Raw genomic sequence first — 25,751 nt, 5'->3', positions numbered from 1 at the left:
GGTCGCCGATGGGAACGGAGTTCGACGTGAGCCTCGCGGACAGCCGAGACATGCAGGTGTGCCCCAGCCGGGGACGTCCCCGCAGCGAGGCGGTGGAACGAGCCATCGTCGAGGGCGTGATGAAGCTCCTGGAGGACGGGGTTCCGCTCGCCGACATCTCCATCGAGCGGCTGGCACGCACCGCCGGCGTCGGCAAGGCGACGATCTACCGCCGCTGGAGCGGCAAGGAAGAACTCTTCGTCGACGTCCTGCGCGGCGCCGAGCCCGCCGACCCCGAACTCCCCGGCGTCTCCATGCGCGACGACCTCGTCGTCCTGCTGGAGTCGCTGCGCCGCCGCGGTCTCGTCAGCCGCTCCTCGGCCATCCTGCACAACGTCTACGCGCAGATGAAGAGCAGCCCCAAACTGTGGGCCGCGTACGACGCCACGGTCATAGCGCCGCGACGCCAGCTGGGCAATGAGGTGCTGCGCCGCGGACAGGAGAACGGCGAACTCCGCGACGACGTCGACGTCGAGCTGCTCAACGACATGTTCGTCGGCCCCATGCTCGTCCGCTCCGTCATGCGCCCGGACACCGAACTCCCGGAGGGCCTCGCCGAACAGATCGTCGACACGCTGCTGGAGGGCCTGCGCCCCGCCCGGCCGTGACACGAGCCGTTTCTGACGGGGTGAATGTGCGCGTTTCGTCACAGAGGCCGCACCTTGTGCCAGGATGCGGAACTCCGAGCGCGAAGTTGTACGTCCCCTTGCCTGTACGGCCGTCCTGGACGGCGAGAACCACACCGGACATCCCCTAGGGTCGTAGTCGAGGGGCAGACGGTGCGCACGGCATTTTGTGAGGCGACGGTATGGCGCAGGCGTATATGACGGAGACGGGCAGCGACGGCCGGGGGCCGGAGCGCAGAGATTCCCGGCTCCGGCGCCTGCTCGACGGCTGGCGCGGCGACCGCGGCATCTGGCGGCGCGGACTGGTCCTCGCCGCCCTCGCGCTGCTGCTCGCCCTGGTGATGCTGACGCACGCGCGGATCCCGAACCGGATCGGCAACCTCGGCAGTCTCACCGAGACGTTCCTGCCGTGGCTCGGGGTGTTCATCCCGGTGCTGCTGGTCCTCGCCTTCGTCCGCAGGTCCGCCAGTGCCCTGATCGCCGTTCTGGCGACCGGCGCGGTCTGGCTGAACCTCTTCGGCGGACTGCTCACCGACAAGACCGGCGCGGGCGGCGATCTGACCGTCGCCACCCACAACGTCAACGCCGACAACCCGGACCCGTCCGGCACGGCCCAGGACGTGGCCGCCTCCGGCGCCGACGTGCTCGCCCTGGAGGAGCTGACGGCCTCGGCGGTGCCGGTGTACGAGAAGGCGCTCGCGTCGACGTACAAGTACCACTCGGTGCAGGGCACCGTCGGGCTGTGGAGCAAGTACCCGCTCGGTGACGTCCGGCCGGTGGACATCAAGCTGGGCTGGACGCGCGCCATGCGGGCGACCGTGACGGCGCCGGCCGGCCGGGTCGCGGTGTACGTGGCCCATCTGCCCTCGGTGCGGGTGAAGATGAAGGCCGGGTTCACCGCCCACCAGCGCGACAAGAGCGCGAACGCGCTGGGCGAGGCCATCGGCGACGATCCCCTGAAGCAGGTCGTCCTGCTCGGCGACCTCAACGGCACGATGAACGACCGGGCGTTGAACGCGGTCACCGCTCAGATGCGTTCCACGCAGGGGGCGGCGGGCAGCGGCTTCGGGTTCAGCTGGCCGGCCTCGTTCCCGATGGCCCGGATCGACCAGATCATGGTCAAGGGCATCGAGCCGGTGACCTCCTGGACCCTGCCGTCGACCGGCAGCGACCACCTCCCGATCGCGGCCCGCGTGAAGATGGACGCCACGGCCTCTTAACCCGCCCGGAATCGCCTTTCAACCTCCTGGAATACTGGGCTCGGCAGACTTTGTTCACCGGCTAAACTTAATAGCCGGTGTTCCACCGACCGTGTCCCGCGCACATCGCCGTGCGCGGACGCGCCCGTACCAGCGCGACTTCCCGCAGACCGCCGCGCCCGTACGGAGTCCCGCTCGCCCCAGCTCCCTCGAAAGGCATCTCATGCCTCTGGCCCTGCTCGCCCTCGCCGTGGGCGCCTTCGGCATCGGCACCACCGAGTTCGCCATGATGGGCCTGCTGCCCGACGTGGCGGGCGACCTGGGCATATCCATCCCGGACGCCGGGCACCTGGTCTCCGCCTACGCGCTCGGCGTCGTCATCGGCGCCCCGCTGCTCGCCGCGGCCACCTCCCGGATGTCCCGCCGCACGGTCCTCATCGCCCTGATGGGCCTCTTCGTCGTGGGCAACGCGCTCTCCGCCCTCGCCCCCGGCGAGAACTGGCTGCTCGCCGCCCGCTTCCTCAGCGGCCTGCCGCACGGCGCGTTCTTCGGCGTCGGCGCCGTCGTGGCCACCGGCCTGGTCGCGCCCGAGCGCAAGGCCCGCTCCGTGTCGCTGATGTTCCTCGGCCTGACCGTCGCGAACATCGCCGGCGTTCCGGCCGCCACTCTCGTGGGGCAGCACCTGGGCTGGCGGGCCACCTTCCTCGGGGTGAGCGCGATCGGCGTGGCCGCCATCGCCTCGCTGTACCTGCTGATCCCGCGGACTCCCGGCCACACCCCGGGCGGCGGCCTGCGCGGCGAACTCGCCGCCCTGCGCCCGCTGCCCGTATGGCTCGCCCTCGGCACGACGGTCACCGGCTTCGCGGCCCTGTTCTCCGCGTACAGCTACATCACGCCCATGCTCACCGACGCCGCCGGATACGCCCACGGCAGTGTCACGCTGCTGCTGGCGCTGTTCGGGGTCGGTGCCACGGCCGGCAACCTGCTCGGCGGGCGGCTCGCGGACCACGCGATGCGCCGCACCCTGTTCGGCGGCCTGGCCTCGCTGGTGGCCGTGCTGGCCGCCTTCCCGGTGCTGATGCGTACCGAGTGGAGCGCGGCGGTGGCGGTGGTGCTGCTCGGTACGGCCGCCTTCGTCACCGGCTCGCCCCTCCAGCTGATGGTCATGGAGAAGGCCGCCGCCGCGCCGTCCCTCGCGTCCTCCGCCAACCAGGCCGCGTTCAACCTGGCCAACGCGGGCGGCGCCTGGATCGGCGGGCTCGCCCTGGCGGCGGGCTTCGGCGCGACCTCTCCGGCCCTCGCCGGAGCGGGACTCGCGGTGCTCGGCCTCGCGGTGGCCGCCGCGGGCCTCGCGGTGGACCGCCGCCGCGCGGCGGCGGTCGCGGGGACACCCGGCCGACTCGTCGCCACCCACCTGCCCGCGCCCGCGGAACACGCGCACCGGTGAGGACGCCTGACGGCGTCGCCCGACGGCGGTGCCCCGGGCGGCGCGCCGTCGCCCTCCCGGGGGTGCGGCACCCCGCCGGGCTGCCGCACCGGCTCGCCCCGCGCGGCCGGTAGCACCGGCCGGGGCGCCCCCGGGGAGTCAGCCGTCCCCGGGGAAGTCAGCCCTCCGACCCCGGGAGGTCGAAGCGGGCCAGGTCGCGCAGCCAGGTGCGGGCCGAACTGTCGGACGGCGCCCGCCAGTCGCCGCGCGGCGAGAGCGAACCGCCGGCCGAGACCTTCGGCCCGTTGGGCATGGCCGAGCGCTTGAACTGCGCGAACCCGAAGAAGCGGCGGCAGAACACCTCGAGCCAGCGCCGGATCTCCGGCAGGTCGTACGCGACCCGCTCGGCCTCGGGGAAGCCGGGCGGCCAGGCACCGCCGTCCGGGTCGTGCCACGCGTGCCAGGCCAGGAAGGCGATCTTCGACGGCCGGAAGCCGTAGCGCAGTACGTGGAAGAGGGTGAAGTCGTGCAGCGCGTACGGGCCGATCTTCGACTCGGTGGACTGCATCTCCTCGCCCGGCACCAGCTCCGGGCTGATCTCCGTGTCGAGGATCGCGGCGAGCGTCCGGTCGGTGTCCTCGCCGAACTGGTGGCTGCCGATGACCCAGCGGATCAGATGCTGGATCAGCGTCTTCGGCACACCCGAGTTGACGTTGTAGTGGCTCATCTGGTCGCCCACGCCGTACGTGGACCAGCCGAGCGCCAGCTCCGACAGGTCACCGGTGCCGAGCACGATGCCGCCGCGCTGGTTGGCGAGCCGGAAGAGGTAGTCGGTGCGCAGACCTGCCTGCACGTTCTCGAAGGTGACGTCGTACACCGGCTCGTCGGAGGCGAAGGGGTGGTCCATCTCCTTCAGCATCAGCCGGGCGGTCGGCGTGATGTCCAGCTCGGCCGCGGTGACACCGAGGGAGCGCATCAGCTCGTGCGCGTTGCCCTTGGTGTGGTCGCTGGTGGCGAAGCCCGGCAGGGTGAAGGCGAGGATGTCGCTGCGCGGGCGGCCGGCCCGGTCCATCGCGCGGGCGGCGACGATCAGCGCGTGCGTGGAGTCGAGGCCGCCGGACACGCCGATGACCACCTTCGGGCCACCGATCGCCGCGAGCCGCTGCTGGAGCCCCGCGACCTGGATGTTGTACGCCTCGTAGCAGTCCTGGGCGAGCCGGTCGGGGTCCGCGGGCACGAACGGGAAGCGCTCGATACGGCGCCGCAGTCCCAGGTCGCCGGCCGGGGGGTTCAGCCGGAACGACAGGGTCCGGAAATCGGCGGTGCGGGTGGTGTGGGTACGCCGGTTGTCGTCGAAGCTGCCCGTCCGGCTCCGCTCCTGCCGCAGCAGGTCGAGGTCGACGTCCGCCACGGCGGACTGGTCGTCGAGCGGGAAGCGGTCGGACTCGGCCAGCAGCGCCCCGTTCTCGTAGATCATGGTCTGGCCGTCCCAGGACAGGTCGGTGGTCGACTCGCCCAGTCCGGCCGCCGCGTAGACGTACGCGGCGATGCAGCGTGAGGATGCCGAGCGGCACATCAGCTTGCGGTCCTCGGCCCGGCCCACGGTGATCGGGCTGCCGGAGAGGTTGGCGAGGACGGTGGCGCCCGCCAGGGCCGCCTCGGCGCTCGGCGGCACCGGCACCCACATGTCCTCGCAGATCTCCGCGTGCAGCACCAGGCCCGGTACGTCCTCGGCGGCGAACAGCAGGTCCACGCCGAACGGCACCGGCTCCCCGCCGACCCGGATCACGCCACCGCGCTCGTCGTCGCCGGAGGCGATCTGCCGACGCTCGTAGAACTCCCGGTAGTTCGGCGGGTACGACTTGGGCACGACCCCGAGCACCCGGCCGCGGTGCACCACCACCGCGCAGTTGTAGACCCGGTTGCGGTGCCGCAGCGGAGCGCCGACGACCAGGACCGGCAGGAGCTGCGCCGACCCGGTCACCACCTCCTGGAGCGCCGTCTCCACCTGGTCGAGCAGCGCGTCCTGGAGCAGCAGGTCCTCGATCGAGTAGCCGCACAGCCCCATCTCCGGGAAGACGGCGACGGCGACGCCCTCCCCGTCGCACCTGCGCGCCTGCCGCAGCACGGCCTCGGCGTTGGCGTGCGGGTCCGCGATGACGGTGTGGCCCGTGCAGGCGGCGACGCGTGCGAAGCCGTGCTGGTAGAGGGACCGGAACTCCGGCGGCTGCTGGGGAGAAGGGTGAAGTCGAGGCACCCGCCCAGTGTAATCGTCAGACCGACGCGATGGGGTCCCGGACCCTGCCGGACACCCCGGCCGCCGTACGTCCGACACGCGTCCCGGCCTCCGTACCCCTCCCGCACGCACGAGCGCGCCCGCTCCCGGAGGAGGCGGGCGCGCCCGGCCGACGGCCGTGGAGCGGACGTCAGCGGTGGTGCTTGGTGGTGGCGTACGACTCGACGTAGCCGTTCGCGGGCGTGCCGACGCCGGTGACGTCGTCGTAGCCCTTGACCGCCTTCAGCGAGCTGTCCTGGCCGAGGCTGCGGACCGAGGTCGCCACGCCGTCGGCGGCGTCGAAGCCGTTGACGAAGTCGACGCGGGCCACGGCGTACTGCTTGCCGCCGGGCGTGTCGGTGACGTCGTGGTACGCCTTCGAGCCGGCCTTGGCGTAGATCGACGGGTTGGCGAAACCGATCGCCTTGCCGCCGCGCGCCTCCTGGGCGAGCGCCTGGACGGCCGCGATCACCGGGGCCGCCAGCGAGGTGCCGCCGATCCGGTACTCGCTGTACTGCTCCGTCCCGTCCGGGAAGGTCTGCGTCTGGCCGACCTTGAAACCGGTGTTGGGGTCGGCGATCGCCGAGATGTCCGGGACGACCCGGTTGCCCGCCGCGTTGTTGGCCTTGACCAGCGCGTTCGGGACGACACCCTTCTGGTAGTAGGGCGCCGCCACGGTCTTGCTGGTGCCGCCGCCGGCACCCGAGGTGAACGCGCCCGGGAACCCGGTCCAGCTCTTGCCGTCCTCGGACAGCGTGGCCTTCTCGGTGCCCCAGCCGGTCTCGAACAGGTACGTGTCGTTCTTGCCGACCGCCAGCGAGGTACCGCCGACCGCCGTCACCCACGCCGAGTTGGCCGGGGTGTCGACCTGCTTCGTACCGGTGTTGGCGACCTCGTCGCCGTTGTCACCGGAGGAGAAGTAGAAGCCGATGCCCTCGACCGCGCCGAACTGGAACGTCTGGTCGTAGGCCGCGGCCAGGTCCGGGGTCTGGTTGGCCTCGATGTCGCCCCACGAGTTGGAGACGATGTCGGCCAGGTGCCCGTCGACGATCTTGTTGAGCGAGTCGAGCAGATCGTCGTCGTAGCAGGAGGCGGCACCCACGTACGTGATGCTCGCGCCCGGCGCGACCGCGTGCACGGCCTCGACGTCGAGGGTCTCCTCGCCGTACCAGCCGGCCGCCCCGCACTCCTCGGTCTTCGTGTACTTCTTGGGCAGCACCTGACGGAGCTGACCGCTGGAGTACGCGGCGTCGCCGTGCTTGCCGGCGTAGGTGGCGGCGTCGAACGCGATGGTCGGCGAGGCGTACGCGTCGGTGATGGCGACCCGCACGTTCTTGCCGGTGCGCTTGCCCGCCCCGTACGCCGCGCGCAGCTGCTTTCCGGTGTAGCCCTGGACGGCGTACGGGATCTTCGTTCCGTACGCGTCGGGCAGCGTGCTCGCGGTCTTCGAGCCGTAGTACGAGGAGAACGGCCCGGAGTTCTTGAACACCGCGTCCGGAGGCGGCAGTTGATCGGCGTGCTGCGCCTTGTGCGGCGCGTTGTCCAGGCCGGTGACGGTCAGGACGGCGCCGTTCAGGGCGGCAGGCGCGGAAGCCGTCTTCGACGGCGCCCGGTAAGTCTTGCTGCCCTTGGCGTAGTTGTGCAGCTGGGTGCCGAACGCCTTCTCGGCGGCGGCCACGTCGCCGGTCACCGAGACGTAGTGCTGCGTCGTTCCGGTGACCTTCAGGCCCGCCGACTTCAGCCAAGAGGCCACCGCGGTGACCTGGGCCTTGGAGGCGCCGAAACGTGACTGCGCCTTCTTGGCGCTGAGGTATTTCCCGTACGAAGCCGAGTGCGGGTCGGACACGGACCTGGCGTACGCGGCCAGGCCCTTGGCGTCCCGTCCGGCGAAGTACACCCGGGCCGAGACCTGGGAGCTGTCGGAAGCCGCTCCCTTGTCCGCGTGGGCGGTCGCCCACGCGGGTTTCGTGCCCGCGAGCGTGTCCCGGCTCGGGCCGTCCGCGGCGGATGCCGCGGGTATGCCGAGCGCCAGCGCGCCGGCGAGCAGGGGCAGCGTTGCCGCCAGACTCACTCCGGCGCGCGCGGTGGCGCGGTTGGATCTCATAGAACCCCCTGCGATGCGATTCGTCGCATGTAGTGGTTGCGGTGATCCATGCGAAAGCCCCACGTCCTGCCGGAGCGTGAGGAATGGATCACAGATGGGGGCAACTCTTACCGTGAACCGTTCATGCCAGGGGAATGAAAAAGCCAAGGAAAGACCAAGTGGCAGCAATTGGCGATCATTTGGGGTGGTTTGACATGCACCCTCGCCCATAGTCGAGGGTTTTCCCTCGATCCCGATCCGAACTCTGTAAAGAGGCACGCGACTTCTGTGAGCGGATCGAGTCTCCCCCCGTCCCTGCGCCGGTCAGGCTCTGGTCAGGCCCTAAGGCCTGTGTCGAATGTGTTGGTCACGGCCACTCGTCGATGGCCCTGAAGAGGACGTTGCCTCGTAGCGGGATCGCAAGCCTGTGCAGATGGCCAGTTCCCAAGGGCACGGTCAGGACTGGTCCGCCACGGCGGCGGTGAAACGCGCCACGACCGCCGCAACCGCGGCACGCAGTTCCTTCCCGCCTTCGACGCGGAAGGCGAACGGCACCCTCGCCAGCCATTCCTGCGCGTACATGTCCGGGTTGCGGGTGCTGCCAACCAGCACGCATCCGTCCCCCAAGGGCTCGAGCCGCCCCATGGGCGGCCGGATCCACGGGGCCACCTCGGTCAGGGGAGCGTCGAACACCACGCGGGTGGCGAACTCCCATCCGATGCCCAGGTTCTCCTCGAGCGCCGCGACCGGGTCGAGGCCCTTGGGCGGCTCGAAACCGTGCTCGGTCGGCCGGACCGCGCGGACCCGGTCGACCCGGTAGGTGCGGATTGCGTCCACACGATGGGAATGGCACAGCAAGTACCAGCGCCCGTAGCGGACGACGATGGACCAGGGATCCACTTCCGCCTCCCACTCGTTGCCGGCCTCGCTGCGGTACGTGACCAACACGCGGCGCCGGGTCGCGACGGCGTCGACGAGTTCGCTGGTGATGGCCGGATCGGGGCGGGCCGAGTACGGGTCCGCTGCGGCCGACGCGTACTCCCGCAGCATTGCCGCCTGTTGGCCGACATTCTCCGGAAGCGCCTTGACGACCTTGCCCAGGGCGGTGCCGACCAGGTCGTCGGTGTCGGCCGCGGTCGGCTGGCCGCTGAGTACCGCCATCACCAGGCCGAGGGCCTCGGACTGCGTGAAGTGCACAGGGGGCAGCCTCGTCCCGCGCCCCAGCCGGTACCCGCCATGCGGCCCCCGGGCCGACTCTACGGGGATGCCGGCCTCTCGGAGGATCCCGACGTACCGGCGCGCGGCTCGCTCCGTGACGCCCAGCCGCACGGCGAGTTCGCCGGCCGTCGTACCGGGGCGGGTCTGGAGGATCTCCAGGGTGCGCAGCGCACGCGCGGTGGGGCTGAGATCGTTCGACACGAGAGCAGGCTAATCCGCTCCGCTGAGCTCCACGGTCAAAGGAGTCCGAGGCTTCGCCCCGGACCCGTGGGGCGAGGGCGACCGGGTCTGGTTTCCATACGTGGACCGCCACCGGACTTCGCCCAGGACGCTCGGGTGATCGCCGGATAAACCGGCAGCGGATTGTCCGGATCTCCTCCTACGGTGCCATCCATGAAGCTGGAGAAGGGGAACTGACCATGGACATCCTGCTCATCGGTGGCCTGTGGCTGAACGGATCCGTGTGGGGCCGCGTCGCGTCCGCGCTGGAGTCGCTCGGCCATCGCCCCGTGCCGCTCACCCTCCCGGGCCAGGGGGACGGCTCCGTATCCGCCACGCTCGACGACCAGTTGGAGGCGGTGCTCGCCGCTGTGGACGCGGCGTCCGGCAAGCCCATGGTGGTGGGGCATTCCGCCGCCTGCACGCTGGCCTGGCTGGCCGCCGATCTGCGGCCGGATCGGCTGGCCAAGGTCGCCCTCATCGGCGGTTTCCCGACCGCCGACGGCCAGCCGTACGCCGACTTTTTCGAGGTGCGAGACGACGTCATGCCCTTCCCTGGCTGGGGCCCGTTCGAGGGGCCGGACGCCGCCGACCTCGACGACGGGGCCAGGCGAGAGTTGGCGGCTGCCGCGATCCCCGTGCCCGCAGGCGTGGCCAAAGGAGTGGTACGGCTGACAGACGAACGGAGGTTCGACATCCCGGTCGTGGTCGTATGTCCGGAGTTCACGCCCGCGCAAGCGCAGGAGTTGATCAACGCCGGCGACGTCCCGGAGCTCGCCCGGGCCAAGCACGTCGACTTTGCCGACATCGACTCCGGCCACTGGCCCATGATCACCCAGCCTGCCGAGCTGGCCCGGATTCTGGCTGCGGCAGCCAACGCGGCCTGACGGGGGAATTACCAGGCACGAGCAAGACCCTGGGTGTGCTGGTCACAGCCACTCGTTGATGGCCGCCACCGGAACCGTCGCCTCGTGGCGCACCGCGAGCTTGTCGTATCTGGTGGCCACGGCGCGGTGACGCTTGAGGCGATTGATGCCGCATTCGACGGCGTGGCGCTCGCGGTGGTCGGCCTTGTCGAACGTCGGTGGCCGACCGCCGCGGGAGCCGAGCCTGCGGCGGTCGGCCAGCTGGTCGACCTTGTTCGGAATGGTGCGGCGGATCCCGCGTCTGCGCAGGTAGGCGCGGTTCTTCCGGGACGAGTACGCCCTGTCGGCGTGGACGCGGCGGGGGCCGGGTATGGGGCCGGCCCGCAGTCGATCGGGGCACCCGGATGCGGCCGAGCACGGCCTCGAACTGCGGGGAGTCGCCCCGCTGACCAGCCGTGATCACGATGGACATGGGCTTCTGGCCCTGCTCCACCGCAAGGTGAAGCTTGGTGCTCGGCCCGCCGCGCGAGTGGCCGAGCCCGTGGTCGCCCGGCTCCGCGGCGACGCCGCCAGGCGGCTCTTTTGGGAGATCCCCCTTCCGTGCCCCGGCGGCGTGCTGGTGGGCCCGGCACACCGTGGAGTCGACGCTAATGTCCCAGGTGATCAGGTCCTTGGCATCCGCCCGGGCCTGCAGCGCGGCAAAGACCCGCTGCCAGGAGCCGTCCCGCTGTCACCGGCGGAACAGGTCGTATGCCCGGCCCCAGGGACCGTACTCGTCGGGCATGTCCCGCCAGGGGGATGCCGGTGCGGACCCGGAACCGTATGCCGTTGATCAGCTGCCGTCGGGGCCGTATCGGCGGTCGGCCTGGCTTTCCACCCTTGGGCAAGAGTGGTTCCAGCACGTCCCATTGTTCGTCCGTCAGATCTCCACGTGACACGAACCAAGATCGTCACATGCAAGATCCACTTTCGATGCACGCCCTAGTCGCGGGCCTCCGCGCCCCGGGCCTTCAGCATGTCCGCCATCAACGTGATCTCCGACTGCTGGGCGTCGACCATGCCCTGTGCGAGCCGCTTCTCCACGCCGACCTCGCACTTGGCGACACAGCCCTCGGCCATGTGGATGCCGCCCTTGTGGTGATCGGTCATCAGCTGGAGGTAGAAGACCTCGGCCTGCTTCCCGTCGAGCGTGCCGAGCCGCTTCATCTCGGTGTTGGTGGCCATGCCCGGCATCAGCGAGCCGTCCTTCCCGGACGCCATGTCACCCATGCCCATCCAGGTCATCGGCGGGTCCGGGGACACCTTCGGCAGCTCCCACAGGTCGAGCCAGCCGAGCAGCATGCCCCGCTGGTTGGCCTGGGTCTGGGCGATGTCGTACGCGAGGCGCCGTACCTCCGTGTCCTTGGTGCGGTCCCGCACGATGTAGGACATCTCGACGGCCTGCTGATGGTGGACCGCCATGTCCCGGGCGAAGCCCGCGTCCGCGGAGTCCGCCGCGGGCGTTCGCGTCCCGGAGTCGCCGCCGTCGGCTACCGCGTACGTGACCGCCCCGGCCGCGACGAGCACGGTCGCCGCTGCACCCGCGACCCACCCGACGTGCCTCACTGCGACAGGCCGTTGGTGCAGGCCGCGCCCGGCTCGGGAGTCTGCTTGCCCTGCACGAACTCCGAGAGGAACGCGTCGACGTTCTTGTCCTTCGCGCCGGTGACCGAGCGCTGCTTGCCCCAGGCGCTCAGCATGATCGGGTCCTTCTGGTCCTCGACCGGGCTCATCAGCGTGTACGGGGTCTTCTCGACCTTCGCCGCGAGCGCCTTCACATCGGCCTCGGACGCCTTGCTGTTGTACGTCACCCAGACCGCGCCGTGCTCCAGGGAGTGCACGGCGTTCATGTTGTCGACGGCCTTGGTGTAGACGTCGCCGTTGCAGTTCATCCACACCTGGTTGTGGTCACCGCCGACCGGCGGCTCCATCGCGTACGTCACGGTCTTCGAGACGTGGTTGCGCGTCAGGGTGCCCTTCCAGGTGTTCACCCCGTCCGCGCCCGTGACGAAGTGCCCCGACTGCTGCTTCGAGTCGCTCGCCGTGTCCTTCTTGCCGTCGTCCGACTGCGACTGGACGAGCACGACAGCACCGGCGACAAGACCGGCGACGGCGACCGTGCTGGCCGCGATCACGAGGAACCGGTTGCGCCGTTCACGGGCGCGCTCGGCACGGCGCAGCTCCTCGATGCGGTCCTTGCGCGATCCGGTGCTGGTGTTCTTGGCGGAACCCATGGTGAATCCTTATGAGGATGGGACGGGCGGGTGCGCCGATCGTAATCGGGCAGGGAGGCGCGTCGGCAGGGAGGGCGCGGGATTGGCCCAGGGAATGCACGGGATTGGCCGAAGGAGTGGGTGGACGAGAGCGGGGTGGAGGTGCGCGGGCCGGATGCGAACCGTCCCCGGACCCGAACCGCCCCGGACCCGAACCGCCCCGGACCCGAACCGCCCCGGACCTGAGCCGGAAGAAAATTTGAACCGGAGATGCGCATTACCTACCCTGTCGGGTATGCGGCTGCTGCGCTCCACCGACCTGGCTCTTCGCGTCCTGATGCGACTGGCCGTCGTCGGCGACTCGACGCCCACCACGCGCGAGGTCGCGGACGACATGAGGGTCCCCTACACGCACACCGCCAAGGTCGTCGCCGAACTTCAGCACCTCGGGCTGCTCGACGCCCGGCGCGGCAGGGGAGGTGGTCTCACGCTCACCGAGAAGGGGCGCGCGGAGTCCGTCGGCGCGATCGTGCGCGTCTTCGAGGGAGAGGGTGACGTCGTCGAGTGCGAGGGCGCCACACCGTGCCCGCTCGTCTCGGCGTGCCGGCTGCGGGGCGCCCTGCGGCGGGCCCAGGAGGCCTTCTACGCCACTCTGGACCCGCTGACCATCGCCGACGTCGTCGCCGAGCCGACCGGGCCCGTGCTGCTGGGGATCACCCGCAGGCCGTAGCGCGTCCGGACCGGTCCGGACGGCACCCCTTCGGGCCCGCGGCCGGCCAGAGGTCCGGTGCGGGCCCTGGCCCTGGGCCGGTCACGGGTACGGTCCCGGACCTCACGGGGCACTGCACCTAGCCCTGGGCCAGCCAGAGGTCCGGTCCGAACACCTCGTAGTGGATGTCGGAGGCGGGCACGCCCTTGTCGAGGAGCTGCGTCCGTACCGCGCGCATGAAGGGCAGCGGGCCGCACAGGTAGGCGTGCGTGCCCGGTCGCACGGTCACTCCGGAGAGGTCGACCAGACCGGTCCGCTCGGCGGGGTGGCCGGGCTCGGGACGCTCGTACCAGAAGTGGGTCTCCGCGTCGGCGAGCTTGCCCGCGAACGCCTCGTGGTCGGCGCGCAGCGCGTGCTCGGCGGGGGAGCGGTCGGCGTGCACCACGGTGACCGGGGCCTTGTGGCCGGAGATCGTGAGCTGCTCCAGCATGGCGATCATCGGGGTGACACCGATGCCCGCCGAGGCGAGGAGGAGGGGGGCGTCCGTGTCGTCGAGGACCAGGTCGCCGTACGGCGCGGAGACCTCCAGGACGCTGCCCTCGCGGACGTGGGCGTGCAGATGGTTGGAGACCTCGCCCTCGGGGCTCGTCACGCCGGCGTTCTCGTCCGCGCGAACCCGCTTGACGCTGATCTGGCGTACCGGCGAACCGGGCGCGCTGGAGAGGCTGTACTGACGTATCTGGCGGGCGCCGTCCGGGAGTTCGACGCCGACGGAGACGTACTGGCCCGCGCGGAAGTCCGGCAGGGCTCCGCCGTCGGCCGGGCGGATCCGGAAGGTGGCGACGTCGGCGGTCTCCTCGATGCGCTCGGTGACCACCCAGGGGTGCAGGGCCCCGTCGTCCGCGTTCTCGTCGTACAGGCGCTTCTCGATGGCGATCAGGGCGTTCGCCATGAGCCAGTACACCTCGTCCCAGGCGGCGGCGACCTCCGCGGTGACCGCGTCGCCGAGCACCTCGACGATGGCGGCGAACAGGTGCTCGTGCACGACCTTGTACTGCTCGGGCGCGACGCCCAGGGAGGCGTGCTTGTGGGCGATGCGGCTCAGCATCGCGTCGGGCCGCTCGTCGGGGTGGCCGACCAGGTAGGTCGCGAAGCCGGCGATGGATCCCGCGAGGGCCTGACGCTGGGTGCCCGCGGCCTGGTTGCCGCGGTTGAACAGGTCCCGGAGCAGCTCGGGGTGCGCGCTGAACAGCCGGGAGTAGAAGCGCTCGGTGATCTCACCGATGGCGGCGCCGACCACGGGGAGAGTCGCGCGCACGGTGACAGCGGATTGTTCGGACAGCATCAGGACTCCTCAAAGCCGGGGCCGGAGCGGTGGGTTGCACCTCTCCGCATGGATCGCACACTAATAAAACTTGCATCTGAGATGCAAATTTAAAGACGAGGGACGGGTGAGTACCGGCCTGCCCTTACGGGTGCGCGTGTGAGCAGGCAGTATGTGCGGCAGAGCAGGACACCTTCCGTACGCGAGGCGTTCAGGCCGAGGTCGCCCGGCCGATCATGGTCCGCAACGCGCATGAAATGGTGTTGTGGTGGGATGCTCAGGTGCGCCGATCGTCTTCGAGGCGTGGGAGCAGGCGGCCTGACCAGCAAGGATGGGTGGAAGCGGAAGATGGACAAGCAGCAGGAGTTCGTGCTCCGGACACTGGAGGAGCGTGACATCCGGTTCGTACGTCTGTGGTTCACGGACGTACTCGGCTTCCTCAAGTCGGTGGCCGTGGCCCCGGCCGAGCTGGAACAGGCCTTCGACGAGGGCATCGGCTTCGACGGCTCGGCCATCGAGGGCTTCGCCCGCGTGTACGAGTCCGACATGATCGCCAAGCCGGACCCGGGCACCTTCCAGGTGCTGCCCTGGCGCGCCGAGGCCCCCGGCACGGCCCGCATGTTCTGCGACATCCTCATGCCGGACGGCTCCCCGTCCTTCGCGGACCCGCGCTACGTCCTCAAGCGCGCCCTCGCCAAGACCTCGGACCTGGGCTTCACCTTCTACACCCACCCCGAGATCGAGTTCTTCCTGCTGAAGAACCGCCCGCTGGACGGCTCACGGCCCACCCCGGCCGACAACTCCGGCTACTTCGACCACACCCCGCAGAACGTCGGCCAGGACTTCCGGCGCCAGGCCATCACGATGCTGGAGTCGATGGGCATCTCGGTCGAGTTCAGCCACCACGAGGGGGCCCCCGGCCAGCAGGAGATCGACCTGCGCTACGCCGACGCGCTCTCCACGGCCGACAACATCATGACCTTCCGGCTGATCATGAAGCAGGTCGCGCTGGAGCAGGGCGTGCAGGCCACCTTCATGCCGAAGCCGTTCTCGGAGTACCCGGGCAGCGGCATGCACACGCACCTCTCCCTCTTCGAGGGCGACCGCAACGCGTTCTACGAGTCCGGCTCGGAGTACCAGCTCTCCAAGGTCGGACGCTCCTTCATCGCCGGCCTCCTGAAGCATGCCGCGGAGATCTCCGCCGTCACCAACCAGTGGGTCAACTCCTACAAGCGCATCTGGGGCGGCTCGGAGCGCACCGCGGGCGCCGGCGGCGAGGCCCCCTCGTACATCTGCTGGGGCCACAACAACCGCTCCGCCCTCGTCCGCGTGCCGATGTACAAGCCCGGCAAGACCGGCTCCGCGCGGGTCGAGGTCCGCTCGATCGACTCGGGCGCGAACCCGTACCTCGCCTACGCGCTGCTCCTGGCCGCGGGCCTGAAGGGCATCGAGGAGGGGTACGAGCTCCCGCCGGGCGCCGACGACGACGTCTGGGCCCTCTCCGACGGCGAGCGCCGCGCCATGGGCATCGAGCCCCTCCCGCAGAACCTCGGCGAGGCCCTGACGCTCATGCAGCGCAGCGAACTCGTCGCCGAGACCCTCGGCGAGCACGTCTTCGACTTCTTCCTGCGCAACAAGAAGGCGGAGTGGGAGGAGTACCGCAGCGAGGTCACCGCCTTCGAGCTGCGGAAGAACCTGCCGGTGCTGTAGGGGCAGGTCAGGGGCGTTTTCTCTCGTCCAGCACGTGGGGCCCGCGGTCGATGACCGCGGGCCCCACGGCTGTCCTCTGGACGTGGTGGCAGCGGACTGCGGGCGTGTGTGGACGTAGGGCGCGGCGGGTGTAAAGATCACGCGGGCATCCGCCCTGGATCTGGCACTCGGAGGGGACTCATGGCCATCTACTTCGCGGCACTTGTTGCCCTGTGCGCGTTGGTGGCCGCCGTCGGCGGCATCGCGGCGATCGCTGTCGGCTGGGTACTTCCCAACGTCCGGCCGGCGGTGGAGCACACTCGCGTCTACGGCTTGGGGGTGCTGATGTTCGCCGCCGGCCTGTTCTCGATGGCGGCCGGAGAGGCGGCGTCCAGCGATCTGATGCATTCGGCGGGAAGAACGGTTGGCGCCGTAATCATGGCTTTCAGCGTCGGGGTGGTCCGGGCGAGCCGGCGTCCTGCGGGCGCGGACAGGGGAGATCGGGGTTAGCGGCGTGGGCCGGATGGTGCTGGGGACCGTCGTGTTCGGCTTCGCACGGTCCAGCACGTGGGGCCCGCGGTCGATGAGCGTAGGTCCCACGGCTGTCCTCACCGCCCCTGGGCCGTCTGTGGCAGTCGGTCGGGCTCAGGACCAGCCCGGCGTCGGCGGGAGCGGCCATCGGGGCGGGTCCGGTAGCGGAGCGTCCGATCGGAGTGGCGTGTCCGTGCCTCGTCCGGCGAGCCAGGCGAGGACGGAGCGACCCGAGCCGGTGACGGTGGGGCCGGCCGGGGCCAGGGTCCAGGCGCGAGCGAGGTCGGTGGCCTGGATGCGGGCTACCGGGAAGCCGCGTGCAGCGAGCGCGGCGACGGTGTCGTCAAGCGCCCATGTGACGTAGTCGGAAGGCCAGTCGGCTGTGGTGTAACCCAGGTTCAGGTCGACGTGATGGGTCTCGAGTTCACGCCGGCAGCGCTGGAGAGTGAACCAGGCAGGGTGCCGCCACCCTGCGAGTGCGGTGACGAGGACGAACCAGCGTTCGGCCGGCATGACCTGGGCCTCGTCGAGCAGTCGGTCAAGACTGCCGCGCAGGTCGGCGACGAGCTCACCGGCGGAGCGCCCGGCGCCCTCGCGCAGCGCACGGTCGAGGACGGCGGCGTTCGCCCGTGGGCCGGGCTCCGTGCCGGTGCGGGCCAGTGTCAGCAGCCACCGGTAGACGTCGGCGCTGCGGGCGAGGTGGGTGATGACGTGGCCGCGGCTCCAGCCGGGCAGTGCTGACGGCTCGCGGGCCTGGAGGTGGGTCAGCGAGCCGAGGCTGGTGCCGATTCGCGCGACGGAGGCTCGGATCTCGTCGAGGAGGAGATCGATGTCTGCGAGAACGATGCTGGTGGTCTCGGTCACGGCCGTTACCTTACGGTCGGCCGACGAGCCGGAGGGCGTGGGTGCAACAAGCAGCCCACGGGCCCGGGTCGCTTCCTGCGGTTCGGGCCCGTCGTCCGTCTGTTGCCGTGGTGCCGTCAGACGGTGGGGATCCCGCCGGCGTTCCGGACCTCGGACAGCGCCTTCTTGATGGTGACCTTCGCGAAGCAGCCGGCGCCGAAGAAGATGCACTCGACGACGTACCAGAACTTCCCGGCACCGGTCAGCTCGACCAGCCCGTACTCGCTCGGCGCCTTCTTCACCGGGACCTTCTGGAAGTAGGCGGCACCGAAGTAGATGCAACCCGGGATGTACCAGAACTTCTCCGCCGAGGTGGTGGAGCCCTGACCCTCTTTTCTCGAACGGTCGCACAACCCTCGGCGCCTCTCAGGTGTCCAGTACGTGACCGGACGGTTGACCTCCGGTCGTCGTCCGTCAGGTTCCGACGAGGAGACCCCACCGTGCGTCAGCGCTTCCGCCCGTCACACCTTCGTAAGCCGGCGGCATTCGTGGCCGCCGCCGCGTTCGCCGCGGCCGTTCCCGCGCTCTCCGCGGCCCCGGCGTACGCCGAACCGGGTGAGGCCTCCCTGGAGATATCGACTCTGCCGAGCGCGTCCCCCAAGCCCGGTGACGTGTACGACAAGAACGTCGTCATCACCAACAAGGGCACCGCGGCCGCGGACGGTTTCACCTTCCGGGTCCGGCTGACCCGCGGGCTCGACTTCCCCGAGGAGGTGAAGGGCTGTACCTACTCGACCATCGCGGACCAGGTCAGGCAGGCCCTCTGCGAGCTCGACACGGTCATCGAGCCCGGTGCCTCGGTCGAGACGCCCGTGCGGTTCAAGGCGCTGCCCAAGGCGCTGATGGAGGTGGTCGAGTACGGCACCTCGGCCACGGGCGCGGCCCCGGGCGAGGGATTCTCCGAGAGCTACCGGCGGCTGACCCTGGACGCCGACAGCTCGGCCGACCTCGTGGCCGTCGGTGAGGACACCGAAGCCCTCGCGGGCGGTCAGCAGTCCATCAACGTGCAGCTCCGCAACGACGGCCCCGGCTGGATCCAGAACCAGACGAGCGACGACCAGCCGGCGCTCATGGTGCGGATACCCAAGGGCACGACCGCCTCCAAGGTTCCCCAGGACTGCCAGCCGTTCGGGATCGACGGCCCGAACGCGCCCGGGGGGACGCCGGGCAGGGCCACGTACGTCTGCTCGCCCGACGACCACACCATCGAGGTCGGCCAGGCCCTCACGTACACCTTCATGCTGGATGTCGCGAAGGGCACGAAGACCACCGACGGCTCGGTGAAGGCGACCTCCGTCTACGACATCCACCCGGCCTTCGACAAGAACCCGGCCAACGACACGGCCAAGATCCACGTCGCCATCCCCACCGACAACGAGGAGGACCCGAGCCCGTCGGCCTCCGCCACCTCCCCGGGGACCTCCTCCGGCGGCAACGACCCCGAGGGCCAGTCCACCGGCGGCTCCGGCAGCACGGGTGGTACGGGTGGTACCGGCGGTACGGGCTCCACGTCGGCCGGCTCCACCAGCGGTGACGTCGACGGCAGCCTCGCGAATACCGGCTCCGACGGCACCCCGCTCCTCGTCGGCGCCGCGGCCGCCACGGCCGCCCTCGGAGGCGGCCTGGTCCTGGCCGTCCGCCGTCGCCGCGCCGTCTGATCCGGACGGCGGACGGCGGGCGACGGGCCCTAACGCACGTACGCGGGTGACACGGCCGCGGTGCTGACGCGCCGCGGCTTTCCCGTGCCGTCGGACGGGAGTGTCCACAGGTCGGCCCCGTAGTCGCCGGGGAGGGCGTAGAGGAGGGTGTGGTCGTCGCGCCAGACCACCTGGTCGTCGACGCTGCGGGGCTCGGCGAGCGCCGTTTCGTGTCCCGTGCGCAGATCCAGCACGTACAGATGCCAAGGAGCGTCCTCGGGAAGGCCCTTGACGCGCTTCTTGAAGGCGACCCGGGTGCCGTCGGGGGAGAGGGACGGGCACTCCACGTTCGTGTGCAGGGTGGTGACGGTGCGGGCGGCCAGGTCGCCGCGGACCAGGTAGGTCGTGCCGTGCGTGGCCATGGTGGCGTAGAACCCGCGGTCGTCGTCCGTGAACGTGACACCCCAGAAGTTGACGTCGGCCGACCGGTAGGTCCTGCCGTCCTTCACCACCCGGTACGCCTCCAGGGACGGCGTCAGCCTCCCCGTGCGGGTGTCGACGATCGCCGCCCGGGTGGAGAAGTTCGTGCCCGCGTAGGAGTCGCCGCCCACGAACGCGGTCCAGGCGGCGTACCGGCCGCTGGGCGAGACGCGGGCGCGGGACGGGATGCCGGGCACGTCGTAGCGGGCCCTGACGTGCAGAGCGCCGTCGAGGATCACCGCCCGGTAGGTGTCCTGGACCGTGCCGCGCACCGCCTGGAGGCACACCCCGGTGCCCGAAGCGGCGTAGAAGCGCAGGCACTTGACCTTGGACGCGGTGCGCGGGCCCGACGGGTCGGACGCCGGGACGGACGTCAGCTCGTCGCGGTGCGGGCCCCACGCCATGTTGCGGAAGACCAGCCGCCGGGAGTCGGTCAGGGAGACCGGCCCCGCGGTGATCCGCGGGCCGCCCGGCTGGGCCCGGTCGCGGCGCTCCGCGCGGGCCGAGGCGTGCAGCACGGAGGCCGTCGCGACGCCCGCCAGGACGACCAGGGCCGAGACCAGGACCAGGATGCGGGTGCGCAGCGTCATACGAGGCCTTCTGAGGGAGTGCGGCGGACGGGGCGCAGGATCGTCGAGAACAGGGCGCACAGGGCGAGTGCCACGGCCGACGCCGTGAGCGCCGTACGGTCGCCCCACGCCGTCCAGGCCGCGCCGAAGGCGAGCGAGCAGACGAAACGGGCCAGCGCCTGCCCCGTCTGGACCAGCGCGAGCCCGGACGACCGCAGCTCCTCGGGCACGCTGTCCGAGGCCGCGGCCATGAGTACGCCGTCCGTCGCCGCGTAGAAGCCGCCGTGCAGGAACAGGACGGCGAACGGCAGCGCCGTACCGTGCCAGGACGTCAGCAGCAGGCCGTAGGCGAGGAGCAGGGCGCCGTGACCGGACAGGAACACCCGCCATCGGCCGGCCCGGTCCGCGAGCCGGCCCAGCGGTACCGCCAGCAGCAGGAACGCGGCGGCGGTGCCTACGGGCAGCAGCGCGAACCAGTGGTCCGGCACCCCGAGCCTGCGCTGGAGCAGCAGGAACATGAACGAGTCGCTGACGGTGGCCAGACCCAGCAGGAGCGCACAGAGCGTGATCCCGCGCAGCTCCGGGCGGCGCAGCAGGGCGAGGGCGGCGCGCAGGGTGGGGCGGGGCTCGGCGCGGACGGCGGGCGCGGCGGTGCCCTCGGCCGCCGCAAGCGGACTCTGGGAGCCAGGGGAGCCAGGGGAGCCAGGGGAGTCCGGGAGGCTTTCGGAGGCGCTGCCGGGGGTGCCCGTTTCCCGGATGTCCACGGTCGGGGCGGGGGACGCCCCGGACCCCGGACGGGCTGCCGGTGCCGACGCCGGCACCGGCGTCGTACGTGTGGACCGCGCGGCCGGACCGCCCGGCACGAACAGCACCAGGACCAGGACGCCCACGACGGCCACGCAGAAGCTCACCATGAAGACCGCGTCGTAGCCGTCGACGGTCGCCCGGAGGATCAGGAAGGCGACGAGCGGGCCCAGCAGGGCGCCCGCCGTGTCCATCGCGCGGTGGACACCGAAGGCGCGGCCGCGCGTCTCCGGGCTGCTCGACAGGGAGATCAGGGCGTCGCGCGGGGCGGTGCGCAGGCCCTTGCCGGTGCGGTCGGCGGCGAGGACCAGGCCGATGGGGGTCAGGGTCTGTGCCACCAGGAGCAGCGGTTTGCAGACGGCCGAGAGGGCGTATCCGGCACCCGCCACCCACTTGTGGCGGCCGCCGCCCCGGTCGGCGAGGTGTCCCCCGGCCAGGCGGACCAGGGCCGAGAAGCCGTTGTAGATCCCGTCGAGGAGCCCGAATCCGAGGGGCGACAGGCCTAGTCCCGCCACCAGGTACAGGGGCAGGACCGCCGTCACCATCTCCGAGGAGACGTCGGTGATCAGGCTGACCGCGCCGAGTGCCAGCACCGTGGGAGCGACCGCGGCGACGCGCCGCCCGGCTTGTGGCCGGGCGGCGCTTTCCGCGGACGCCGCCGGAGTCTCCGGTCTGCTGGCGCGGCTGTCCGCTACGTACATGTCAGGACGTCCAGATGCCCGTGATGTCCTTGCCGGAGGCCGCGTTGCCGGCGTGCGTGAGGCCGTGCATGTCCTCCAGCGTGCGCAGCAGGTCGTAGTGGTTGTAGGTGGTGGTGGAGGAGGAACCCGCGGTCACCTGCTGGCCGTACAGCACCGTCGGGATCTTGTTGCCCGCGAGCCGGTTGTCCTCGTCGAAGGTGACGACGAGCAGGCTGTTGTGGGTCTTGGCCCAGGTGGCGTAGGCGCTCAGGTTGTTCTTCAGCCAGGTGTCACCGGTGGACACCGAGCAGTCGTGCATGTCGCTGCACAGGTTCGGGACGACGAAGGAGACCTGCGGAAGCGTCGTGTAGTCCGTCGGGAACTGGGTGAACGTCCTGGCGCTGGACGTCGGTACGTTGCTGAAGCCGAACCAGGGGTTGTGCTTGCGCGCGTAGTTCCCGCTGCTGCACGTGGTCGAACCCTGGCTGGGCAGCGTCTCGTTGTAGCTGCCCCAGGTCTTGCCCGCGGCGATCAGCTCGGAGGCGAGGTTGGGGGCGGAGGAGAAGCCGGGTGTGTAGCAGCTGTCGTCCGTGATGCCCTGGGTGGAGCCGGAGAACAGGGCGAAGTAGTTGGGCTGGCTCGGGTGCGTCTCGGCGTACGACTGGGAGAGGTTGGCCCCGCCGGTCTTGAGCGAGTTGATGTACGGGGCGCTGGAGGAGCCGATCACCTGACTGTAGGCGTGGTTCTCGAAGACCACGACGACGACGTGGTCCGGGGTCGGGACCGCGGCCGCGGCGTGCGCGGGGGCCGAGCCGGCGAAGCCCGTCCACAGCCCGACCGCGGCCGCGGTGAAGGCGAGGGCGGATGCCACGACGGCACGGCTGCGGGTGTACACGTTTCTGCCGGACACTTCAGACCTCCGGTGGGGGGGAGAGGCGACGGTGGCGGTGCGGACAGAGCATGCACACGCCAATATTCCCCGGGCTCACATCCCTCAACCGGCGGGGTGAAGAGCCGGTGAACTACTGCCTTCCTGCCCTTTCCCCAGCCTCGCACGGACGTCGGTACGGGGCGCTACCGTGCGAACGGGAGTTAGGCTCGGGCCCGTACGGCCTTGATCGGACCGGCGAGCGGGACGGGACCGGGCGTACGGCATCGATCTACAGGAGGCCGGGATGACGGCGCCGGGGCGCAGGGGCAGTATCTTCACGCGGCTGCTGCGGCACGGCTTCACCGATCCGTCTGCGGCCGAGGGGCTCCTGGAAGGTCCCGAACTGGCACCCGTACGCTCCGACCCGGTCCTCCTGGACGCGCTCGGCGCCACCGCCGACCCCGATCTCGCCCTGCTCGGACTCGTCCGGCTCGTCGAGGCACAGGACGGCGACCCCACCCGGCGGGAGCTCCTGGACACACTGATCGCGTCCAAGCCGCTGCGGGACCGGCTGCTCGGAGTGCTCGGAGCCTCCGCCGCGCTCGGCGACCACCTCGCCCGGCACCCGCACGACTGGCAGGCACTCGTCACCTACGAGGCGCGGGACCTGCATCCCGGGGTCCAGGAGTTCGAGCGGGGACTGGCGGACGCCGCCGACCCCCTCTCGCTGCGCGTCGCCTACCGCCGCTGCCTGCTCTCCATCGCCGCGCGCGACGTGTGCGGCACCATCGACCTCGCCCAGACCGCCGCCGAACTCGCCGACCTCGCCACCGCGACGCTGCGCGCGGCGCTCGCCATCGCCGGGGCCGCCGCGCCCGACGACGCCGCGCTGTGCCGGCTCGCCGTCGTCGCGATGGGCAAGTGCGGGGGACACGAGCTGAACTACGTGTCCGACGTCGACGTGATCTTCGTCGGGGAGGGCGTGGAAGGGGCCGACGAGGCCAAGGCCGTGCAGGCGGCCGCCCGGCTCGCCTCGCACATGATGCGGATCTGCTCGGAGACGACCGTCGAGGGCAGCATCTGGCCGGTCGACGCCAATCTGCGCCCCGAGGGGCGCAACGGCCCCCTGGTGCGGACGCTCAGCAGCCATCTCGCCTACTACCAGCGGTGGGCCAAGACCTGGGAGTTCCAGGCGCTGCTCAAGGCCCGCCCGGTGGCCGGGGACCTGGAACTGGGCGAGGAGTACGTCGCCACCCTGGCCCCGCTCGTGTGGCACGCCGCCGAGCGGGAGAACTTCGTCGCCGATGTGCAGAAGATGCGGCGCCGGGTGGTGGAGAACATCCCGGCCGCCGAGATCGAACGCGAGCTGAAGCTCGGCCCCGGAGGACTCAGGGACGTCGAATTCGCCGTGCAGCTCCTCCAGTTGGTGCACGGCCGGGCCGATACGACCGTGCGCAGCGGCACCACCCTGGACGCCCTGAAAGCACTCGCCGCGGGCGGATACGTGGGCCGCGCCGACGCCGTACAGCTCGACGAGGCCTACCGCTTCCTGCGGTCGATGGAGCACCGCATCCAGTTGTTCCGGCTGCGGCGCACGCACCTGGTGCCGCGGGACGAGGCCGATCTGCGCCGGATCGGACGGTCGCTGGGGCTGCGCGTCGACCCGGTCAGGGAACTGAACCGGGAGTGGAAGCGGCACGCGGCCATGGTCCGGCGGCTGCACGAGAAGCTTTTCTACCGGCCGCTGCTCGACGCGGTCGCTCAACTAGCCCCGGGCGAGAGCAGGTTGAGCCCGGACGCGGCCAGGGAGCGGCTTGTCGCACTCGGGTACGCCGACCCGGCCTCCGCCATGCGCCACCTGGAGGCCCTGGCCTCCGGGGTCAGCCGCAAGGCCGCCATCCAACGGACCCTGCTCCCCGTGCTGTTGGGCTGGTTCGCGGACTCGGCCGATCCCGACGCCGGTCTGCTCAACTTCCGCAAGGTGTCGGACGCGCTGGGCAAGACCCCTTGGTATCTGCGGCTGTTGCGGGACGAGGGCGCCGCCGCCGAGAACCTCGCGCGGGTGCTCTCGGCGGGCCGGCTCGCCCCCGACCTGCTGATGCGCGCGCCGGAGGCGGTGGCCCTGCTGGGCGACGGGGAGAGCGGCGGCCTCGAACCGCGCGGCCGTGCCCAGCTCGAGCAGGAGATCCTCGCCGCGGTGCGGCGGGCCGACGGCGGCGAGCAGGCCGTGACCGTCGCCCGCGGCGTCCGGCGCCGGGAGCTGTTCCGTATCACCGCGACGGACATCGTCGCCTCGTACGGGACCGAGGAGACGCCGGCGGTCGCCGATCAGGGGGCGCTGGTCGACCTCGTCGGCGGGGCGGTCTCGGACCTGACGGCGGCGACGCTCGCGGGTACCCTGCGGGCCGTGGTGCGCGACGGCTGGGGCGACACGCTGCCCACCCGGTTCGCGGTGATCGGGATGGGCCGCTTCGGCGGTCACGAGCTCGGCTACGGCTCCGACGCGGACGTGCTCTTCGTGCACGAGCCCCGCGAGGGCGTGGACGAGCAGGAGGCGGCGCGGGCCGCGAACGCCGTGGTGTCCGAGATGCGGCGGCTGCTCCAGCTCCCCAGCGCGGATCCGCCGCTGCTGATCGACGCGGATCTGCGGCCCGAGGGAAAGTCCGGGCCGACGGTGCGGACACTGAAGTCCTACGAGGCGTACTACCGGCGCTGGTCGCTGGTGTGGGAGTCGCAGGCACTGCTGCGGGCGGAGCCCGTGGCCGGGGACACGGACCTGGGGAGCCGGTTCATCGAGCTGATCGACCCGCTCCGGTATCCGGCGGAGGGGCTGGGCGAGGAGGCCGTACGGGAGATCCGGCGGCTGAAGGCCCGGATGGAGTCGGAGCGGATGCCGCGCGGCGCCGACCCCACCCTGCACACCAAGCTGGGGCGCGGCGGTCTGTCCGACGTGGAGTGGACGGTTCAGCTCCTCCAGCTCCGGCACGGCTGGGTCGAGCCGGGCCTCAGGACGACCCGGACCCGTCAGGCGCTGGCCGCGGCGCGAGCGGCGGAACTGCTGTCGACGGAGGACGCGGCGACGCTGGACGAGGCCTGGGTGCTGGCCACCCGGGTACGCAACGCCGTGATGCTCGTGCGGGGCAGGGCCGGCGACACCTTCCCCTCGGACGGGCGGGAGCTGGCCGCCGTGGGCCGCTATCTCGGCTACGACCCGGGGCACGTCGGCGACATGCTCGACGACTACCGGCGTACCACCCGGCGGGCCCGGGCCGTGGTGGACGAACTGTTCTACGGCGCGCCCGGCGGCCACTGAACGTGAGGGCCTGACGCCGTTCAGGCCCTCCGAACGAG

Annotated in this window: 20 protein-coding genes and 1 pseudogene; 9 read left to right on the top strand and 12 right to left on the bottom strand. The window is 71.1% G+C overall.

Annotated elements, in window-relative coordinates; translation table 11 throughout:
* Nucleotides 1–26 precede the first annotated feature (26 nt).
* From OG485_RS14470 to OG485_RS14460, 3 genes are all read left to right on the top strand, one after another.
* Nucleotides 27–647, top strand: coding sequence for a TetR/AcrR family transcriptional regulator (locus OG485_RS14470; RefSeq protein ID WP_443048693.1), 621 nt, complete (start codon nt 27–29; stop codon nt 645–647).
* A gap of 200 nt (nt 648–847) precedes the next feature.
* Nucleotides 848–1,885, top strand: coding sequence for an endonuclease/exonuclease/phosphatase family protein (locus tag OG485_RS14465; RefSeq protein WP_328668728.1), 1,038 nt, complete (start codon nt 848–850; stop codon nt 1,883–1,885).
* Between the two features lie 202 nt (nt 1,886–2,087).
* A complete protein-coding gene (locus OG485_RS14460) occupies nt 2,088–3,311 on the top strand; it encodes an MFS transporter (protein ID WP_328668727.1) in 1,224 nt (407 codons plus the stop codon).
* 157 nt (nt 3,312–3,468) lie between these two features.
* Here OG485_RS14460 and OG485_RS14455 read toward each other — a convergent pair whose 3' ends face one another.
* The 3 genes from OG485_RS14455 to OG485_RS14445 form a co-directional block, all read right to left on the bottom strand.
* Nucleotides 3,469–5,547, bottom strand: coding sequence for an NAD(+) synthase (locus tag OG485_RS14455; protein WP_328668726.1), 2,079 nt, complete (start codon nt 5,545–5,547; stop codon nt 3,469–3,471).
* Between the two features lie 169 nt (nt 5,548–5,716).
* Nucleotides 5,717–7,669 carry a S53 family peptidase gene (locus OG485_RS14450; RefSeq protein WP_328668725.1) on the bottom strand — a complete coding sequence of 651 codons (1,953 nt, stop codon included), beginning with the start codon at nt 7,667–7,669 and terminating at the stop codon, nt 5,717–5,719.
* 435 nt (nt 7,670–8,104) lie between these two features.
* Nucleotides 8,105–9,067, bottom strand: coding sequence for a helix-turn-helix transcriptional regulator (locus tag OG485_RS14445; protein WP_328668724.1), 963 nt, complete (start codon nt 9,065–9,067; stop codon nt 8,105–8,107).
* Between the two features lie 218 nt (nt 9,068–9,285).
* Here OG485_RS14445 and OG485_RS14440 point away from each other — a divergent pair, with 218 nt between their 5' ends.
* A complete protein-coding gene (locus tag OG485_RS14440; protein ID WP_328668723.1) occupies nt 9,286–9,972 on the top strand; it encodes an alpha/beta fold hydrolase in 687 nt (228 codons plus the stop codon).
* A 42-nt stretch (nt 9,973–10,014) separates the two neighbouring features.
* Here the strand turns inward: OG485_RS14440 and OG485_RS14435 are convergent.
* From OG485_RS14435 to OG485_RS14425, 3 genes and pseudogenes are all read right to left on the bottom strand, one after another.
* A pseudogene (locus tag OG485_RS14435) lies at nt 10,015–10,889 on the bottom strand (IS5 family transposase).
* A 43-nt stretch (nt 10,890–10,932) separates the two neighbouring features.
* A complete protein-coding gene (locus OG485_RS14430; RefSeq protein WP_328668722.1) occupies nt 10,933–11,556 on the bottom strand; it encodes a DUF305 domain-containing protein in 624 nt (207 codons plus the stop codon).
* On the bottom strand, nt 11,553–12,224 hold the full coding sequence (locus OG485_RS14425) for a DUF3105 domain-containing protein (RefSeq protein WP_328668721.1): 672 nt from the start codon (nt 12,222–12,224) through the stop codon (nt 11,553–11,555). The genes OG485_RS14430 and OG485_RS14425 overlap by 4 nt, the downstream gene beginning before the upstream one ends.
* A gap of 274 nt (nt 12,225–12,498) precedes the next feature.
* Between OG485_RS14425 and OG485_RS14420 the strand changes: the two genes are divergently transcribed.
* A complete protein-coding gene (locus OG485_RS14420) occupies nt 12,499–12,933 on the top strand; it encodes an RrF2 family transcriptional regulator (protein WP_328668720.1) in 435 nt (144 codons plus the stop codon).
* Between the two features lie 118 nt (nt 12,934–13,051).
* Here the strand turns inward: OG485_RS14420 and OG485_RS14415 are convergent, their stop codons facing one another.
* Nucleotides 13,052–14,257, bottom strand: a complete 1,206-nt coding sequence (locus OG485_RS14415) for a globin domain-containing protein (RefSeq protein WP_328668719.1) — start codon at nt 14,255–14,257, stop codon at nt 13,052–13,054.
* A 327-nt stretch (nt 14,258–14,584) separates the two neighbouring features.
* Here OG485_RS14415 and glnA point away from each other — a divergent pair, with 327 nt between their 5' ends.
* On the top strand, nt 14,585–15,946 hold the full coding sequence (gene glnA, locus OG485_RS14410; RefSeq protein WP_328668718.1) for a type I glutamate--ammonia ligase: 1,362 nt from the start codon (nt 14,585–14,587) through the stop codon (nt 15,944–15,946).
* Between the two features lie 180 nt (nt 15,947–16,126).
* Nucleotides 16,127–16,435, top strand: a complete 309-nt coding sequence (locus tag OG485_RS14405) for a hypothetical protein (protein ID WP_328668717.1) — start codon at nt 16,127–16,129, stop codon at nt 16,433–16,435.
* Between the two features lie 135 nt (nt 16,436–16,570).
* On the opposite strand, the gene OG485_RS14400 is transcribed toward OG485_RS14405, so the two are convergent.
* Nucleotides 16,571–17,320 (bottom strand): maleylpyruvate isomerase family mycothiol-dependent enzyme, encoded by a 750-nt coding sequence (locus OG485_RS14400; protein WP_328668716.1) that lies wholly within the window; start codon nt 17,318–17,320, stop codon nt 16,571–16,573.
* Nucleotides 17,321–17,436: 116 nt separating this feature from the next.
* Nucleotides 17,437–17,712, bottom strand: coding sequence for a hypothetical protein (locus OG485_RS14395; protein ID WP_328668715.1), 276 nt, complete (start codon nt 17,710–17,712; stop codon nt 17,437–17,439).
* Between the two features lie 87 nt (nt 17,713–17,799).
* Here OG485_RS14395 and OG485_RS14390 point away from each other — a divergent pair, with 87 nt between their 5' ends.
* Nucleotides 17,800–19,017: an LPXTG cell wall anchor domain-containing protein gene (locus tag OG485_RS14390; RefSeq protein ID WP_328668714.1), complete on the top strand. Its 1,218-nt coding sequence runs from the start codon at nt 17,800–17,802 to the stop codon at nt 19,015–19,017.
* A 29-nt stretch (nt 19,018–19,046) separates the two neighbouring features.
* Here the strand turns inward: OG485_RS14390 and OG485_RS14385 are convergent, their stop codons facing one another.
* The 3 genes from OG485_RS14385 to OG485_RS14375 are packed head-to-tail and all read right to left on the bottom strand — an operon-like array spanning nt 19,047 to nt 22,439.
* The gene (locus OG485_RS14385; protein ID WP_328668713.1) at nt 19,047–20,066 is read right to left on the bottom strand and encodes a TolB family protein; all 1,020 of its coding nucleotides are present in this window, start codon (nt 20,064–20,066) and stop codon (nt 19,047–19,049) included.
* Entirely contained in the window at nt 20,063–21,550 is a 1,488-nt protein-coding gene (locus tag OG485_RS14380) for an MFS transporter (RefSeq protein ID WP_328668712.1), read from the bottom strand. Before OG485_RS14380 ends, OG485_RS14385 begins: the two co-directional genes overlap by 4 nt.
* Before the next feature lies 1 nt (nt 21,551).
* Complete coding sequence (locus tag OG485_RS14375) at nt 21,552–22,439, bottom strand: alkaline phosphatase family protein (protein ID WP_328668711.1); 888 nt, start codon at nt 22,437–22,439, stop codon at nt 21,552–21,554.
* 265 nt (nt 22,440–22,704) lie between these two features.
* Between OG485_RS14375 and OG485_RS14370 the strand changes: the two genes are divergently transcribed.
* Nucleotides 22,705–25,713: a bifunctional [glutamine synthetase] adenylyltransferase/[glutamine synthetase]-adenylyl-L-tyrosine phosphorylase gene (locus OG485_RS14370; RefSeq protein ID WP_328668710.1), complete on the top strand. Its 3,009-nt coding sequence runs from the start codon at nt 22,705–22,707 to the stop codon at nt 25,711–25,713.
* Nucleotides 25,714–25,751: the final 38 nt, after the last annotated feature.

Source organism: Streptomyces sp. NBC_00328 (assembly GCF_036139655.1).
Lineage (GTDB): Bacteria > Actinomycetota > Actinomycetes > Streptomycetales > Streptomycetaceae > Streptomyces.
Note: the sequence above shows the minus strand (reverse complement) of the source record. Positions and strands in the feature narration are given on the sequence as shown.

Coding starts and splice junctions, on each gene's coding strand:
- OG485_RS14465 (WP_328668728.1), top strand. CDS start 848: ATGGCGCAGGCGTATATGACGGAGACGGGCAGCGACGGCCGGGGGCCG.
- OG485_RS14460 (WP_328668727.1), top strand. CDS start 2,088: ATGCCTCTGGCCCTGCTCGCCCTCGCCGTGGGCGCCTTCGGCATCGGC.
- OG485_RS14450 (WP_328668725.1), bottom strand. CDS start 7,669: ATGAGATCCAACCGCGCCACCGCGCGCGCCGGAGTGAGTCTGGCGGCA.
- OG485_RS14440 (WP_328668723.1), top strand. CDS start 9,286: ATGGACATCCTGCTCATCGGTGGCCTGTGGCTGAACGGATCCGTGTGG.
- OG485_RS14425 (WP_328668721.1), bottom strand. CDS start 12,224: ATGGGTTCCGCCAAGAACACCAGCACCGGATCGCGCAAGGACCGCATC.
- OG485_RS14420 (WP_328668720.1), top strand. CDS start 12,499: ATGCGGCTGCTGCGCTCCACCGACCTGGCTCTTCGCGTCCTGATGCGA.
- OG485_RS14415 (WP_328668719.1), bottom strand. CDS start 14,257: ATGCTGTCCGAACAATCCGCTGTCACCGTGCGCGCGACTCTCCCCGTG.
- glnA (WP_328668718.1), top strand. CDS start 14,585: ATGGACAAGCAGCAGGAGTTCGTGCTCCGGACACTGGAGGAGCGTGAC.
- OG485_RS14405 (WP_328668717.1), top strand. CDS start 16,127: ATGGCCATCTACTTCGCGGCACTTGTTGCCCTGTGCGCGTTGGTGGCC.
- OG485_RS14385 (WP_328668713.1), bottom strand. CDS start 20,066: ATGACGCTGCGCACCCGCATCCTGGTCCTGGTCTCGGCCCTGGTCGTC.
- OG485_RS14380 (WP_328668712.1), bottom strand. CDS start 21,550: ATGTACGTAGCGGACAGCCGCGCCAGCAGACCGGAGACTCCGGCGGCG.
- OG485_RS14370 (WP_328668710.1), top strand. CDS start 22,705: ATGACGGCGCCGGGGCGCAGGGGCAGTATCTTCACGCGGCTGCTGCGG.